Raw genomic sequence first — 14,800 nt, 5'->3', positions numbered from 1 at the left:
AGATTAAGCGTGCAGCTCAATAAGATTGCGACCTTGCATTTCAGTTGGTACCGGAATTTGCATCAAGTTCAGCAGGGTTGGTGCGACATCAGCCAATACACCACCTTCTGCGATTGTTGCAGAACTTGGACCCACATAGATAAATGGAACCAGTTCAGTGGTATGCTGGGTATGCACCTGACCACTCTGATAATCCTGCATTTGCTCCACATTACCATGGTCGGCAGTAATAATCATATGACCTTTTTTCGCCATCACAGCTTCATAAACACGGCCTAAGCAAGTATCCACGGCTTCAACGGCTTTCACTGCTGCATCAAACACACCTGTATGACCGACCATATCACCGTTAGCATAGTTCACAACCAGTAGGTCAAACTCGCCTGAATTGATCGCTGCCACCAGTTCATCAGTGACTTCATAGGCACTCATTTCCGGTTTCAGGTCATAAGTCGCAACATTTGGAGATGGGATCAGGATACGTTTTTCACCTGGATACTCATCTTCACGGCCACCGCTAAAGAAGAACGTTACATGCGCATATTTCTCGGTTTCTGCAATACGTAGCTGAGTTTTACCCAGGTTCGACAGATATTCACCTAAAGAATTTACCAGCGCTTCTGGCATATATGCCACAGGTGCATCAATGGTCGCCTGATAACGGGTCAACATTACGAATTTCGCCAGATTCGGTACAACCTTACGTTCAAAACCAGCAAAATCTTTTTCAACAAAGGCACGAGTCAATTCACGGGCACGGTCAGCACGGAAGTTCATGAATACGACGCTGTCGCCATCCTGAATCTTCACAGTGTCGCCAATGCGAGTCGCTTTTACAAATTCATCTGATTCCTCTGCAGCATAAGCCTGTTCCAGCCCTTCAACTGCACTAGCTGCAGTACGCACTGCTTCACCTTCAGTCAGCAGACGATACGCTTGCTCTACACGATCCCAACGGTTGTCACGGTCCATGGCAAAATAACGACCGATCATGCTGACAATACGACCCTGGCCCGGATATTGAGCAAATAATGCATCCAGTTTTTCTAAAGAGGGTTGCGCACTTTTTGGTGGTGTATCACGGCCATCGAGGAACGCATGCAGATAAACCTGAGCACCGCGTTTTAAAGCCAGTTCAGCCATCGCCACGATATGATCTTCGTGTGAGTGCACACCGCCTTCAGACAGCAGACCCATAATGTGGACTGCACCATTTGCTGCTTTGGCTTTCTCAACCGCATCTACCAGCACTTCATGTTCGAAGAAAGCCCCAGTACGGATATCTTTGGTAATACGAGTAAAGTCCTGATACAGCACACGGCCAGCACCAAGATTCATGTGACCGACTTCAGAGTTCCCCATCTGACCATCAGGCAGGCCGACATCTTCACCTGAACCTGAGATCAAACCATGCGGATGCTTTTCCTGCATAGCAGTTAAATTTGGTCGTTTAGCCGCTAAAAACGCATTGTCTTCGACCGCTTCGCGATGACCCACACCATCCATAATCACCAAAACGTGAGGGATTTTGCCAGCAGTTGCATCCGTCATAATGAAATACTCTTTTCGTCTACGAATTAATCGCTCTAGTTTACCGAATTTTGCAAAAAGAGGCCATGACCAGACGATGGTTTAAGCCTCTTGTTGCGATTGATTTCTTCTATTTTCCTGTAGCTTAGCGGGCCCGATGGAGCAAGTAGCCGCCAATAGCAAACATCAGCAAAATAGGAATAAATACGAACCATGCCGGTGACGGCGCATAGACCAGACTGGCATAGCCAAGAAAATCCTGCAGGTAGAAGAAGCCTAAACCTGCGAATAATGCAATCACCAAACGGAAACCCATGGATTGCTGACGCAATGGTCCGAAAATAAATGAACAGGCAATCACTACCAGCGCAATTAGGGCAAATGGCGAACCGACTTTCTGCCAGAAGGCCAGCTGATAGGTTTTAGGTACCTGACTATATTCATGCATATAGCTCATAAAGCTCACCAGCTGGCTTGGCGATAAATCTTCCGGATCAATCGTGACCATATGCACATATTTCGGCTGCAAGGCCAAAGCCAGTGGCTGCTCATCATGCTGTACCAGTGTCGCATTACCGTTTTGTAAAATATCAAACTGTTCTGTGCTATCTAATTTCCAGGCCCCATCTTTGACAAACTCACCCTGTTTGGCATCCAGAGTACCCCGCAGACGGTAATTGTCATCAAAGTCCAGCATCTGCACATTTTTCAGCTGGCCTTTGGCATTGGCATAATCAATATAGATAAAGCGATTACCCTCACGCGTCCAATAGCCTTTCACCTCACCAATTTTGACCGGCTTGTTATAGCTTTTGACAGCTTTGGCCTGTTCATTGGTATAGGGAATCACCCACTCGCTCAGGGCAAACGACAATACGACTAATAGCAATGCTGAACGGATGACCCAGCCGACAATACGCCACAGGCTAACGCCGACTGAACGCATTACGATCAGCTCACTATTGGAAGCTAATGTACCCAAACCGAGTACCGCACCAATCAGTGCCGAAATTGGCAGGATTTCATACAAATAATTGGGTGCGCCCCAGAGTACATATTTCAAGGCATCCCAGGCACCATAGCCTTCTTTCAGGGAACCCAATTCACCTAAATACGTAAATAAGACCTGCAGACCTGAAAGAACAGCTGTTGCCCCAAGCATCGCCAGCGCAGTGGTTCCGGTCACATGTTTGGCAACTATACGACGTGCTAACATTGTTAAGACCTCACTCGCTGAATCCGTTTTTTAATTTTTGGCGCCAAATTCTGTTTACGTGAGAACAATGCACCGGCTATAGCATAAATGATCAGGACTAATGGATAAGCCCAAATGCCCATTTCCGCCTTACTGACCCGGGTTTTGATCGCCATCAGGGCGACGATCAGGCTGGCAAAGATCATCAGTGCTGGGAATAATTTGAGGTAGCGACCTTGACGTGGGCTCACTTCAGACAGGGCTACAGACAAAATCAGGGCAATCACAATGGCAAATGGCACAAAGACACGCCAGCCAAGCTCACTGGCTACGACAGGATCCTGACGGTTTTTCCAAAGCTGTCCGGTCGGCAAGGCTTCAACTTCATCACTGGCCAGTTCTGCTTCTTTATCATTTTCGATTCGTAAACGATAGCTTTCAAATTCAGCCTGGGTATATTGCGGCGTGCCTGGATAAATTTCATAGCGGCGACCATTGACTAGGTCGACCACATTAGCTGCATCATTCGGCATTTCAATCCGGGTCGCTTCCTGCGCCAGAATCATCACATCTGGCTTGCCTTCTTTTTCCGCACGCTGATAGAAGAAGATATCTTTCAGGTTTTTGCGATCTTCGGATAGATCTCCGGCATAAATGGTATAAGGTCCGGAAGAGATAAATTCTTTGGGCCGAACCAGATCAAAGCCGGTTCGTACTGCCTGCTCACTGGTCAAGGCTTCGAACTGTCGAATCCCCCACGGTGAAGCCCACAACATGAGAAAGCCTTGTGCAAGGAGATAGACCAAAGTCATCGGAATCAAAAGACGTGCCAGCTGATGCCGGCTAATTCCGCTACCATTTAAGACCGCCATCTCATGATCAACATAGAGACGACCAAAGACCAGCATTAAGCCAATAAAGAACCCAAGTGGAAGAATCAGGGTCAGGAATTCAGGCAAACGATAACCAATGATGCTGAACAGGATTCCAGCATCCAGACGCCCCTGTGCGGCCACACCAAAATACTTGATCAAACGACCGCCCATCATGATAAGGGTCAGTAAGGCAATCACCACCAAAGAGGTCGATACCACTTGCTTGACCAGATAACGCCGAATAATCAAATTAGTTCTTCCAAAATGAGCTCCATAAAACGAGTGCTAGTTTACCCGAATAGCAAAAATATAAAACCTAGGTGGCTCTGCCCATTGAAAATCTAATCGGATAAATGTTTCAATGCTTGAATGATTTGCAAATCTAAACAGGCGTGAAAACAAGATATGAACCTTACAATTAATACGTCATTCCCACAGAATGGATCAAGTCAATCTTTGTTGATTTTAGTCGACTCAGAGCAAATTCAGAGCGCTGTATCAACATATAAAATCAACAACCTAGACACATTAATTGAAGCCTCCCAATTCAAGGCCGGTCTAGCAGAAAGTTTAAGCCTGATTGGACAGGTCAGCCAGTCTCAGCATGCGGCCCTTATCGGCCTCGGCAAGACTGCCGAATTACAAGCGGGAAAACTGGCGAAAATTGCCCAGGCCATTATTAAAGCCTCTCAAAAAAAATTCAAACAGATTTCTGTTGATCTGACACAACTTCCACAAGAATTGCACTATCTGTTTGCATTGGCTTTAACTCAGGCCAGCTACGGCTATGACGAATACAAGTCGAAAAAGAATGAATTTATTCTGCAGCAGATTGATTTCATCGCTGCCGAAACTCCGCTAACAGCTGAACAGTTGCAATTGATTCAGGCCGTACAGACTGGTCAGAATCTGGCGCGTGATCTGGGTAACCGTCCTGGCAATATTTGTTTCCCGGAATATCTGGCAGAACAGGCCCAAGCGCTAGCGGCTCAATATCCGGACCTGCTTAAAGTAACTGTACTCAATGAACAGCAAATGGCTGACCTTGGCATGGGGGCCTTCCTTGCAGTCAGCAAAGGTTCAGACCGTCCAGGCCGTATTATTACGATTGAATATCTGGCGCATCGTGAAGAAGCACCAGTGGTATTACTGGGTAAAGGCATTACTTTTGATACCGGTGGTATTTCATTAAAGCCAGGCGCTGGCATGGACGAAATGAAATACGATATGTGCGGTGCAGCTTCAGTTCTGGGCACGCTTCGTGCACTATGTGAATCTCGTTTACCAATTCACGTTGTAGGTGCGATTGCTGCAGCGGAAAATATGCCGTCTGGCAAAGCAACACGTCCAGGTGACATCGTCACCACCATGAGTGGTCAAACCGTTGAAATTTTAAATACTGATGCTGAAGGCCGTCTGGTACTCTGCGATGCATTAACTTATGTGAAACGCTTTAATCCTGCTCTGGTGATTGATATTGCAACTCTAACCGGTGCTTGTGTAGTGGCGTTAGGTTCAGTCTTGACCGGTATGTTTACGCCAGACAATGAGCTGGCTGCAGAACTTGAAACCGCCGGCCAAAACGCATTTGACCGTGTATGGCGCATGCCGGTACTGGACGACTATCAGGAACAACTGGACTCTCCATTTGCGGATATTGCCAATATTGGTGGTCCTAAAGCTGGTTCTGTAACAGCTGCATGCTTCCTGCAACGTTTTACACGTGACTATCGCTGGGCTCACTTGGATATTGCAGGTACTGCATGGAATTCAGGTCCAAATAAAGGCGCAACTGGCCGTCCAGTACCTTTATTAATGCAATTCCTGGCTAATCGCGTTCAAAAGCATGGCTAAGGTCAGCTTTTATTTATTTGAAAAAAGTCCTGAACGACAAGTGGACAGCACTTGCCGTTTATGCCGTAAAATTTTGCGTCAGCCAGAGCGCATCTGGCTGCTGTGTGCTGATCCTGCCTTACAGCAGGAACTGAATGAAAAGCTGTGGAACTTTGATCCTGCCAGCTTTATTCCGCATGGAATCGATCAGCCAGATGCAACCGTTTGTATCTCGGCTCAATTACCAGAGCAGTCGGGCTGGATTATTTTTAATTTTAATCCGGAAGCACTTGAACCTGATGCGAAATTTAGTCACATTATTGAGATTATTGAAAACAATGAACCGGCCAAACAGCTGGGACGTGAAAAATATAAACAATATCGTCGCTTTGGCATTCAGCCAAATACCTTTAAGCTCTAAGTAATCACGTGAACAAGGAGATGCAAGTGGCATTAAATGTAGGTCCAGATTTTAAACAGCGCTGGTTAAACACGCCTGAGGCTGTACGTCAGACCTTTATCGATGACCTCTCGCGCATCTGTGAAGTACTTAAGCCTGAAACCGCTGTAGAAGAATGGCTGGTCCGCGACCAGCAGTTACAGAAAGAGTCTGAGCGTAAAATTGAAGCAGCGTATGCACAGCGCAAGGCCGAACTGATTGAAGAAGCACGCATTCGCAGACAACGGGCACTCGAAAAGGCCTTAGCCGAAAAACGTGCTGAAGAACAGGCTTATGCCGAACAGCTACGCCGTGATGAAGAGCGAAAATTTGCCGAGCAAACCCAGAAGCTGGCTGAAATGCGTCATATACTGGATACTGAAGTTCAGGATTATGCCGCACGCTATCAGAAAAATCCGGATCAGGTCCTCGACTTTGCCAAAGGTCACTTAAATATCGATGATACCCAGATTTTGTCTGAGCTGGAAAGCTTACGGTTACGTCTGGAACTCGAAGCAGAAACTGTGATTGAACAAACCATCAATGCACTGCGTGAGAAATTACGCGCTGCAGCCAAAGAAGAAATTGACTATATTCTGAAAAATTCTGATCTGGCTGAGTAAAGTTGATAGTCATTTGGCTGAAATAGTCTTTTTATTTTTCAGCCTTAACTCCTTGCTTGCCTTGTTTAAACTTATTCTATCTAGCTAAAATCTACTTTAAAATTAAAACAAGTCAGCCAGTAAAAATGCGGTATTACCAAGCAGATAGCCCACCCCTAGCAAAGTGCTGATCCAGAGAATTCCCCCAGTTACATTATAAAAACTGAAAGTCGCAAAGCTCATATGGCCAGAACCTGCCGCAAAAGGACCGAAGGAACGTACAAAGGGAATAAAACGCGCAATTAAGATCGTCTTGCCACCATGTTTCATAAAATAATGATTGGTTTTGACCATATATTCAGGTTTGAAAAACCGTGAATGTTCATTGAAATACTTTAATCCGAGCACCCTGCCCGAATAATAATTCACGGTATAACCCAGAATCGAAGCAATCAGCAGCAATAATCCCATGGAGTGCAAGGTAATCAGGTCAGAGCTAGAACACAGCGCACCGACAGCAATCAACAAACTGTCACCTGGCAAAAAGAAGAAAAACGGCGAACCTGTTTCCGCAAAAATCACCAGGAACAAAATTGCATAGATCCATACCCCATACTGCTCCAGCAATAGAGGTAAAGACTGTTCAAGATGAAGTAAAAAATCGAGCATTCGACCTGTCCACTGGGGCTAAAATCGCGAGTTGAGCCACGTATTATCCCGAAAAATAAAAAAACAGTCTAATTTTTCAATTAGATTGTCTGGTAATTGTGCAGCTAATTTATTTCAAAAAGCCATTTTCGGCTAAGAATTCCATGCTGATTTTAGACTGTTCTGTAGTTTCTGCGGCCTTGTCACCAAGCAATAAACGCTCGATATAACGCGCCAGTATATCCACTTCCAGATTGACTTTAGTGCCTAGCTTCCAGGTACTAATATTGGTACGTTCGGCTGTATGCGGGATCAGATTCAGACTAAGGATATTTCCACGTAAGTGATTGATGGTCAGGCTGATGCCATCTACTGTTATAGAGCCCTTCTCTGCCAGATATTTGGCAATTTCTTTCGGTGCAGTCACTTCAAAGTAGATGGAACGGGCATCGGAGCGTACCACCGTAATTTCACCCACAGCATCGACATGACCAGAAACAATATGTCCACCAAAGCGTGTAGTTGGCAGCATCGCCTTTTCGACATTTACAGGTTGGCCGACTTTCCAGTTAGCCAGTGTAGTCCGGTCCAGACTTTCACGTGATACGTCTGCAGCATACCAGTTCTCACCCCAGTCAATTACGGTCAGACAGATGCCATTGGTGGCAATCGAATCACCTAGATGTACATCGGACATATCCAGATCCGTCTGGATGCGTAAACGCACATCACCACCAACGCTTTGCAGGCTCTCGACCTTGCCCAGACTTTCAATAATACCTGTAAACATCTTTATTTCCTTTTTCTCTGCGCTTACCACAAGGCCAATTGGGTACTCACCCCGGTCGTATCCACACCGCCCAGCTCGGCATAATGATGCAACTGGCTCAGTAACTGACGAATTGGTGGACCTGACTTGGCATGCGTGTCGGTAATTACAATAAATTCTAGTACGCGTGCACGTTCAGACTGGCGCTGTTTGCTGACACGATAACGTGGCACATCCTGAGTGAGCAAGGTTACACGACCACGTTTCAGGTTAGCCTGCAACAAATCTGTGGCACTGATATTACCATCGGTCGAATAACTGGTCAGGATAAAACGCGCATTAATGGTCGCTAACAAAGTTTCATAGGCCTCTTTGGCATGCTTGGATGAGTTGTACTGACTTGGACGTTCTTTACGCCAAGCACGGTCAATCCCGCTCTTAAAGCCTTTAGTGTCTGGCGTAGGCAGATCCACCTGATCCCAGAGTGTTAAAGCATTCAGTACATGGTAGTTACTGCTATAGGCGTGCTGGTTATAGGGTGGATCCAGATAAGCTACATCGACTTCAAAACCACTCATTTGATTGGCTAAGTGTTGGGCATCCACACACCACATTTCTGCGGCAGGTCCTTGATGCTTGGCATCTTCACAAAAACGGCTTGGCGTTAACCAAAGTAGTGATTCAATACGTTCTAGTGCAGTTTGGGTCTTACCGCCCCAACCATGATGGAAACTTTTAAATACACCTGAAGTATTGCTGACAAAACTGGCTGAATAAAGTAATGGTGCCAGCAAGGCACTCATTTCCACGTCATCAATCGCACCTTGCGCTTGCCAAGTGGCAATCTGCTGACGGATCGCATCGATACGCATCCCGTTACGGCGTTTGAAGAACAACCGGTCCCGGGTCGGATCATAGATTTCATCATTACGCGGACACAGGTTATGCGTCACCCAACCCTTCACTTCAGGCAGACGGTTCAGATAATCAATTGCTTTCTGATAGCCACCCAGTTCTTTAAATGCAGGTGCATCAGTACAAGCCAGAACTGCATGATTCAGCGCATGGCTATACGGTTCCCAGTCATTGGCAATCACACGATAGCCATTTTGACGTGCTAAACGCGACACCACACCAGAACCAGCAAAGAAATCGGCAAAAATAGGCGCACGACCATCTTCACGTTTTAAGGTTCCCGTGCTCTCAAGTGCTTCCAGAATTAAATGTAGTAAACGGCGCTTGTTCCCCAAATAAGGAACCAACTGATGGAAAAGATATTCATCGGTAGTACGTGCCGCATGGCGGCGTTTGTGATAAACCGTAGACTCTGAATTCATAGTGTCTCTTGAGAAGGAATTAACCTGAAGCGCACGTCATCACCCACGCGAGTGACATCCTGTAGCTTGAATCGAAGTTGTTCTGCCATTCGGCTAAATTCTGCATTGAACATACTACGCGCAGTTTGCCCCAATAAGGTCGGTGCAACATAACTGATGAGTTCATCCACCAGTCCTGCCTGTAAAAATGCGGTAGATAAGGTTGCGCCTGACTCAACCAGCACATCATAAATCTGATGCAGCTGAACCAGTTGCTGTAATAATTCTTTTAAAGGCTGAATTTCGAGTTGGATCACACCCAACTCAGCCAGCTCCTGACGATAAGGCCCCATCACCATTACCGTTTCTGGATTTTCTAAAATTTTGGCAGTCAGTGGCAAACGCCCCTGACGATCCAGAATAATCCGTTTTGGCTGAACGATTGTGCTGATGTCATCAACTTCTTTCAGACTACGAACATTGAGCTGGCAGTCATCTGCTAATACCGTATCAATCCCGGTAATTACTGCACCGGAAATCGCACGCCAATGTTGTACATCCTGTCGAGCCTCTACACCAGTAATCCATTTTGATTCACCCGATGCCATTGCCGTACGGCCATCCAGACTGGATGCAATTTTTAGACGCACATAAGGCATACCGGTTGCCATGGCTTTCAGGAAGCCATCATTTAGTAGATGCGCTTCATCTTCACAGATGCCAACTTCCACTTCGATACCGGCCTCTTTCAGGATCTGCACACCTTTTCCAGCGACCAGTGGATTCGGATCAGGACAAGCCACAATCACTTTGGCTAAGCCTGCTTCAACCAGACCTTTGGCACACGGCGGTGTACGGCCATAATGTGCGCACGGCTCCAGAGTGACATAAGCCGTTGCTCCACGTGCCTGTTCACCCGCCTGACGCATGGCAAAAACTTCCGCATGCGGTTGACCTGCTTTAGGGTGAAAACCTTCACCTACGATTATGCCATCTTTGACAATGACACAGCCAACATTCGGATTCGGTTTAGTGGAGTACTGTCCCTGACGTGCCAGTTCGATGGCACGGCGCATCCAGATTTGATCTTGAGTGAGTTCAGCCATGCTTATTCTTGAAACTCACCGCGTTGCTGCATCTGTTCAATCTGACGACGAAAGGCTTCGACATCCTGGAAATCCTGATACACCGAAGCAAAACGGACATAAGCGACATGATCAAGTGCAAATAGCGATTGCATGACAATTTCACCAATCGTGCGTGATTTCACATCACGTTCACCCAAACGGCGAATCTGTAATTGAATATCACTGAGCACCGTTTCAATCTGTTCTTGCGTCACAGGACGTTTCTGCAAGGCATGCATCAGTGAACGGCGTAATTTGGCTTCATCAAAGGGTTCATTCTTGCCATCAGATTTAATGACACGCGGCATCACCACTTCATAACTTTCAAAGGTGGTAAAGCGTTCATTACAACTGACGCATTCACGACGGCGGCGAATCTGGCAACCTTCAGCGGCCAGGCGTGAATCAATCACTTTACTGTCTGGTGTATTGCAAAATGGGCAATGCATAGCGGTTTAATTGAACAAATCCTGATGATTTCCGAGTGTAGCAAAAATTCCAAACTTTGTAGAGTTTTACGCAACATATAGAAAAAAAACAGCCCATATGGGCTGTTTTACACAACATATTGATTATTGTTTTAGCAGATTATTCTACGCGTTCGCCATGTTGACTCAAGTCCAGACCCATACGTTCATCATCAGAAGAAACACGGATACCGATGATCAGATCGATCACTTTAAGAATCACAAAAGTTAATACTGCAGAGTAAGCGATGGTTGCAAGTACACCTTCAACTTGAACCCAAAGTTGGCTCATTACATTTGCTGGAGCAGCATCACCCATGATGAATTCGCTTGCAAAGAATGCTGTCAGAATCGCACCAACGATACCACCGACGCCATGCAGACCAAAGGCATCTAGAGAATCGTCGGCTTTCAGTACACGTTTCAAGGCAGTAATACCCCAGAAACATACCACACCACCGATCAGACCCATTGCCAGTGCACCACCGACAGTGACGAAACCAGCTGCTGGAGTAATCACCACCAGACCTGCTACCGCACCAGAAGCCCCACCTAATACAGAGGCTTTGCCACGTACTACTTTTTCAGTAATTAACCAAGAGATCGCTGCTGCCGCTGCTGCAACTTGAGTTACGATCAGCGCATAACCTGCAGAACCATTTGCACCCAATGCTGAACCACCGTTGAAGCCGAACCAGCCTACCCAAAGTAAGCTTGCACCGACTACAGTTAAAGTCAGGTTATGTGGCGCCATTGATTCACGGCCAAGGCCCATACGTTTACCAAGCATGTAGGCTGCAACCAGACCTGCTACACCTGAGTTGATGTGAACGACTGTACCACCAGCAAAGTCAAGCGCACCGTCGTTGCCTAACCAGCCGCCACCCCATACCCAGTGAGTAATTGGTGCATAAACCAGAATCACCCAGAGTGCAATGAATGCCACAAAAGCACCAAACTTCATACGCTCTGCAATCGAACCGCTGATGATGGCAACCGTAATGATGGCAAAGGTCATTTGGAAGATCACGAACAGGATTTCAGGAATTGTGCCGGATAGCGCATCGGTGGTTATTCCAGCCAGCATGAGCTTGTCCAGACTGCCGATAAAGGCATTTCCTTCACCAAAGGCCAAGGTATAGCCAATCACGACCCAAGCAATACTGACTACGGCTGCAGCAACAAAGCTGTGTGCCATTGTTGCCAGCACATTTTTCTTACGGACCATACCGCCATAGAACAGGGCTAAACCTGGAATGGTCATCAGTAATACAAGGGCTGTTGAAGTGAGAATCCAAGCTGTATCGCCAGTATCGAGAGTAGCTTCTTCTTCTGCAGGCGCTGCTGGTTCAGCTGGCGCCACTTCAGCAATCTCTGCTGTAGTTGTGTCTGTTGTTGTAAGTGAAGTATCACCAGTCTCTGCAACAAGTGCGACTTCTTCAGTAGGTGTTGGTGCTGTTACGGCCTCTTCAGCCCACGCAACAGAACCACCTAAAAGAGCGCTGGACAAGCCGAACGCCATTAGCATTTTTTTCATTCGTATCCCCCAACCATGTTTTTTGTGAGTTATTAGGAACTCAGCAAACTTCGTGCCAAATTAAACAGCGTCTGCACCTGTTTCACCGGTACGAATACGGATGACTTGTTCTAAGTTAGTTACGAAAATTTTTCCGTCACCGATTTTGCCAGTGCTTGCAACACGAGTAATTGATTCAATTACCGAATCAACCATTTCGTCGCTGATTGCGATTTCAATTTTGACTTTCGGTAGGAAATCTACAACGTATTCAGCACCACGATAAAGTTCAGTATGGCCTTTTTGACGACCAAAGCCTTTGACTTCAGTCACAGTGATGCCTTGAACACCAATTTCAGATAATGCTTCACGCACATCATCCAATTTGAAAGGTTTTACAATTGCAGTTACGAGCTTCATGTTTGTTTTCCTTCGGCTTATTTCACCAGTAAGGTTTTATGTTCAAATTTCATGCCAAGATTCCTAAGGTCGGGGGAAATTAGAAAGCCCGGCACGATGTTTCTTGCTCCTTTATTTTATACTTATAACGTATTGGAATCTGCACAAATTGGATATTTTTTATGTGGATTTTTACAATATTACTAATCGAAGCAGCCTATATTTTATCTGAAATACTGTCAGTCACTCTTGCAGCAATGCTACACTGTCCGCGCATTTATATGGCGATGGATCGGATTATGATTGAAACCCTGTTACAAGCAATTTTGCAGCAAGTTGAACAACCTAAAAAGGATCTGGAACACAATCTGCGTGCCCTGCTCAATGAAGCCGTTAGCAAGATGGATTTAGTGTCTAAAGAAGAGCTTGAACGCCAACGCACTGCCCTAAATAATGCCAATCAGCGTTTAAATGATTTACTAAAACAAGTCGAAGAGCTAGAAGAAAAAATCTCGATTAAAAAATAAGCACAACTACAGTGCACAAAAGACACGAGAACAATAAAAATAATGCACTATATTGGAACAACAATATGTCTTTTGCCAAAATTTATACGCGAGGCCTGTTAGGCCTGCATGCACCTTTAATTGAAGTCGAAGTCCATGTCAGTTCTGGCATGCCTTCCCTCACCATTGTGGGGCTTCCTGAAGCCGCAGTCAGAGAAAGTAAGGATCGGGTTCGCTCTGCCATTCTGAATAGTGGCTTTCAGTTTCCGACTAAACGCCTGACGATTAATCTGGCACCTGCCGATCTACCTAAAGATGGCTCACGTTTAGACTTGCCGATTGCGCTAGGAATTTTACTGGCCTCAGGGCAGCTTCCAGAAAATTGTACTGATAATCTTGAGTTTATTGGGGAGCTGGCCCTAGATGGTCAATTGCGGCCTGTAACAGGAATCCTGAGCATTGCAATCGCCTGCCAGCAGGCACATCACCAGCTGATCTTGCCTAGTCCGAATGCTCAGGAAGCCTCTCAGCTCCCGGATTTTCAGGTATTTGCTGCCAATCATTTGCAGGAAGTCTGTGCACATCTGGCTCAAGCAGAAACCTTGACCCCGTTTAAGACCAGTCCATTAGATCAGCACTCTTTTTATAAATTTGATCTGGTGGATGTGAAAGGACAATTGCGACCACGACGTGCCTTAGAAATTGCAGCTGCAGGTGGCCATTCCCTGCTGTTCCGCGGTCCACCTGGTACAGGTAAAACCTTGTTAGCATCGCGCCTCGCCAGTATTTTACCGCCCTTAAATACTCAGGAAAATCTGGAAGTTGCCAGTATCTATTCAATTGCCAATGCCAATCATCCCTTTGGCCAGCGGCCATTTCGGGCACCGCATCATACTGCTTCTGCCATTGCGTTGGTCGGCGGTGGCTCACATCCTAAACCCGGAGAGATCACACTGGCGCATTTGGGGGTGTTATTTCTGGACGAATTGCCTGAGTTTGACCGCAAGGTTTTAGAAGTGTTACGTCAGCCGCTTGAGTCCAAAGAAATTGTGATTTCGCGTGCTTCCCGGCAAATTACTTTTCCAGCCAATTTTCAGCTGGTGGCAGCCATGAATCCTTGTCCATGCGGTTATGCATTTAATCAGGACAGCCGCTGTCAATGTTCACCTGAAACCATCAAGCGTTATCAGAACCGGATTTCTGGTCCACTGCTAGACCGGATTGACCTGCATATTGATGTACCACCTTTACAAGCACAGGAGTTACAGGACAATAAACCTGTCGAAAACTCTGAAACGGTCAGACAGCGTGTGATCAGCGCCTATAATATTCAGATCGAACGGCAAAATGTCTTAAACATGAGTCTTAGTCCGAAACAACTGGAACAATATGCCCCTCTTGATCCACCAGCTCAGAAAATGATTGAACTGGCTCAACAGAAACTGAATTTATCAGCACGAGGCTATCATCGGATTTTGCGTGTTGCCAGAACCATTGCCGATCTTAACCAAAGTCCAAATATTCAGACTGGACATTTATCGGAAGCCCTGTCTTATCGCGGGCAGCACATTTAAATAA

At 46.1% G+C, this 14,800-nt stretch carries 15 protein-coding genes; 5 read left to right on the top strand and 10 right to left on the bottom strand.

All coding sequences use genetic code 11. From position 1 onward, the window contains the following. Positions 1-3 precede the first annotated feature (3 nt). The 3 genes from gpmI to lptF all read right to left on the bottom strand — a co-directional run bounded on the left by gpmI (position 4) and on the right by lptF (position 3,849). Positions 4-1,551: a 2,3-bisphosphoglycerate-independent phosphoglycerate mutase gene (gene gpmI, locus F897_RS04045; protein WP_005233469.1), complete on the bottom strand. Its 1,548-nt coding sequence runs from the start codon at positions 1,549-1,551 to the stop codon at positions 4-6. Positions 1,552-1,675: 124 nt separating this feature from the next. Then, complete coding sequence (gene lptG, locus F897_RS04040; protein WP_005233468.1) at positions 1,676-2,746, bottom strand: LPS export ABC transporter permease LptG; 1,071 nt, start codon at positions 2,744-2,746, stop codon at positions 1,676-1,678. A 2-nt stretch (positions 2,747-2,748) separates the two neighbouring features. After that, on the bottom strand, positions 2,749-3,849 hold the full coding sequence (gene lptF, locus F897_RS04035) for an LPS export ABC transporter permease LptF (protein WP_005233467.1): 1,101 nt from the start codon (positions 3,847-3,849) through the stop codon (positions 2,749-2,751). 156 nt (positions 3,850-4,005) lie between these two features. Between lptF and F897_RS04030 the strand changes: the two genes are divergently transcribed. From F897_RS04030 to blhA, 3 genes are read left to right on the top strand one after another with little or no spacing between them, the layout of a single operon-like run. Further along, entirely contained in the window at positions 4,006-5,454 is a 1,449-nt protein-coding gene (locus F897_RS04030) for a leucyl aminopeptidase (protein WP_005233466.1), read from the top strand. Next, on the top strand, positions 5,447-5,854 hold the full coding sequence (locus F897_RS04025; protein WP_005233465.1) for a DNA polymerase III subunit chi: 408 nt from the start codon (positions 5,447-5,449) through the stop codon (positions 5,852-5,854). Before F897_RS04030 ends, F897_RS04025 begins: the two co-directional genes overlap by 8 nt. Positions 5,855-5,880: 26 nt before the next feature. Continuing rightward, a complete protein-coding gene (gene blhA, locus F897_RS04020) occupies positions 5,881-6,495 on the top strand; it encodes a cell division protein BlhA (RefSeq protein ID WP_005233464.1) in 615 nt (204 codons plus the stop codon). Positions 6,496-6,597: 102 nt separating this feature from the next. On the opposite strand, the gene F897_RS04015 is transcribed toward blhA, so the two are convergent. The 7 genes from F897_RS04015 to glnK all read right to left on the bottom strand — a co-directional run bounded on the left by F897_RS04015 (position 6,598) and on the right by glnK (position 12,737). Further along, entirely contained in the window at positions 6,598-7,143 is a 546-nt protein-coding gene (locus F897_RS04015) for a VTT domain-containing protein (protein ID WP_005233462.1), read from the bottom strand. Positions 7,144-7,252: 109 nt separating this feature from the next. After that, positions 7,253-7,912, bottom strand: a complete 660-nt coding sequence (locus F897_RS04010; protein WP_005233461.1) for a riboflavin synthase — start codon at positions 7,910-7,912, stop codon at positions 7,253-7,255. Between the two features lie 23 nt (positions 7,913-7,935). Further along, positions 7,936-9,228 carry a DNA adenine methylase gene (locus F897_RS04005; protein ID WP_004787305.1) on the bottom strand — a complete coding sequence of 431 codons (1,293 nt, stop codon included), beginning with the start codon at positions 9,226-9,228 and terminating at the stop codon, positions 7,936-7,938. Continuing rightward, positions 9,225-10,313: a bifunctional diaminohydroxyphosphoribosylaminopyrimidine deaminase/5-amino-6-(5-phosphoribosylamino)uracil reductase RibD gene (gene ribD, locus F897_RS04000; protein ID WP_005233459.1), complete on the bottom strand. Its 1,089-nt coding sequence runs from the start codon at positions 10,311-10,313 to the stop codon at positions 9,225-9,227. The genes F897_RS04005 and ribD overlap by 4 nt, the downstream gene beginning before the upstream one ends. A gap of 2 nt (positions 10,314-10,315) precedes the next feature. After that, positions 10,316-10,783: a transcriptional regulator NrdR gene (nrdR, locus tag F897_RS03995; protein WP_004787309.1), complete on the bottom strand. Its 468-nt coding sequence runs from the start codon at positions 10,781-10,783 to the stop codon at positions 10,316-10,318. A gap of 139 nt (positions 10,784-10,922) precedes the next feature. Beyond that, positions 10,923-12,338, bottom strand: a complete 1,416-nt coding sequence (locus F897_RS03990) for an ammonium transporter (RefSeq protein WP_005233457.1) — start codon at positions 12,336-12,338, stop codon at positions 10,923-10,925. Between the two features lie 60 nt (positions 12,339-12,398). After that, on the bottom strand, positions 12,399-12,737 hold the full coding sequence (gene glnK, locus F897_RS03985) for a P-II family nitrogen regulator (protein WP_004650081.1): 339 nt from the start codon (positions 12,735-12,737) through the stop codon (positions 12,399-12,401). Between the two features lie 278 nt (positions 12,738-13,015). On the opposite strand from glnK, the gene F897_RS03980 reads away from it, so the two are divergent. Then, positions 13,016-13,243 (top strand): accessory factor UbiK family protein, encoded by a 228-nt coding sequence (locus F897_RS03980; RefSeq protein ID WP_034169813.1) that lies wholly within the window; start codon positions 13,016-13,018, stop codon positions 13,241-13,243. Positions 13,244-13,308: 65 nt separating this feature from the next. Next, complete coding sequence (locus tag F897_RS03975; protein ID WP_005233453.1) at positions 13,309-14,796, top strand: YifB family Mg chelatase-like AAA ATPase; 1,488 nt, start codon at positions 13,309-13,311, stop codon at positions 14,794-14,796. The last annotated feature ends 4 nt before the right edge of the window (positions 14,797-14,800 follow it).

Source organism: Acinetobacter variabilis (assembly GCF_000369625.1).
Classification (GTDB): domain Bacteria; phylum Pseudomonadota; class Gammaproteobacteria; order Pseudomonadales; family Moraxellaceae; genus Acinetobacter; species Acinetobacter variabilis.
Note: the sequence above shows the minus strand (reverse complement) of the source record. Positions and strands in the feature narration are given on the sequence as shown.

Coding starts and splice junctions, on each gene's coding strand:
- gpmI (WP_005233469.1), bottom strand. CDS start 1,551: ATGACGGATGCAACTGCTGGCAAAATCCCTCACGTTTTGGTGATTATG.
- lptG (WP_005233468.1), bottom strand. CDS start 2,746: ATGTTAGCACGTCGTATAGTTGCCAAACATGTGACCGGAACCACTGCG.
- F897_RS04030 (WP_005233466.1), top strand. CDS start 4,006: ATGAACCTTACAATTAATACGTCATTCCCACAGAATGGATCAAGTCAA.
- F897_RS04025 (WP_005233465.1), top strand. CDS start 5,447: ATGGCTAAGGTCAGCTTTTATTTATTTGAAAAAAGTCCTGAACGACAA.
- F897_RS04015 (WP_005233462.1), bottom strand. CDS start 7,143: ATGCTCGATTTTTTACTTCATCTTGAACAGTCTTTACCTCTATTGCTG.
- F897_RS04010 (WP_005233461.1), bottom strand. CDS start 7,912: ATGTTTACAGGTATTATTGAAAGTCTGGGCAAGGTCGAGAGCCTGCAA.
- F897_RS04005 (WP_004787305.1), bottom strand. CDS start 9,228: ATGAATTCAGAGTCTACGGTTTATCACAAACGCCGCCATGCGGCACGT.
- ribD (WP_005233459.1), bottom strand. CDS start 10,313: ATGGCTGAACTCACTCAAGATCAAATCTGGATGCGCCGTGCCATCGAA.
- nrdR (WP_004787309.1), bottom strand. CDS start 10,783: ATGCATTGCCCATTTTGCAATACACCAGACAGTAAAGTGATTGATTCA.
- F897_RS03990 (WP_005233457.1), bottom strand. CDS start 12,338: ATGAAAAAAATGCTAATGGCGTTCGGCTTGTCCAGCGCTCTTTTAGGT.
- glnK (WP_004650081.1), bottom strand. CDS start 12,737: ATGAAGCTCGTAACTGCAATTGTAAAACCTTTCAAATTGGATGATGTG.
- F897_RS03980 (WP_034169813.1), top strand. CDS start 13,016: ATGATTGAAACCCTGTTACAAGCAATTTTGCAGCAAGTTGAACAACCT.
- F897_RS03975 (WP_005233453.1), top strand. CDS start 13,309: ATGTCTTTTGCCAAAATTTATACGCGAGGCCTGTTAGGCCTGCATGCA.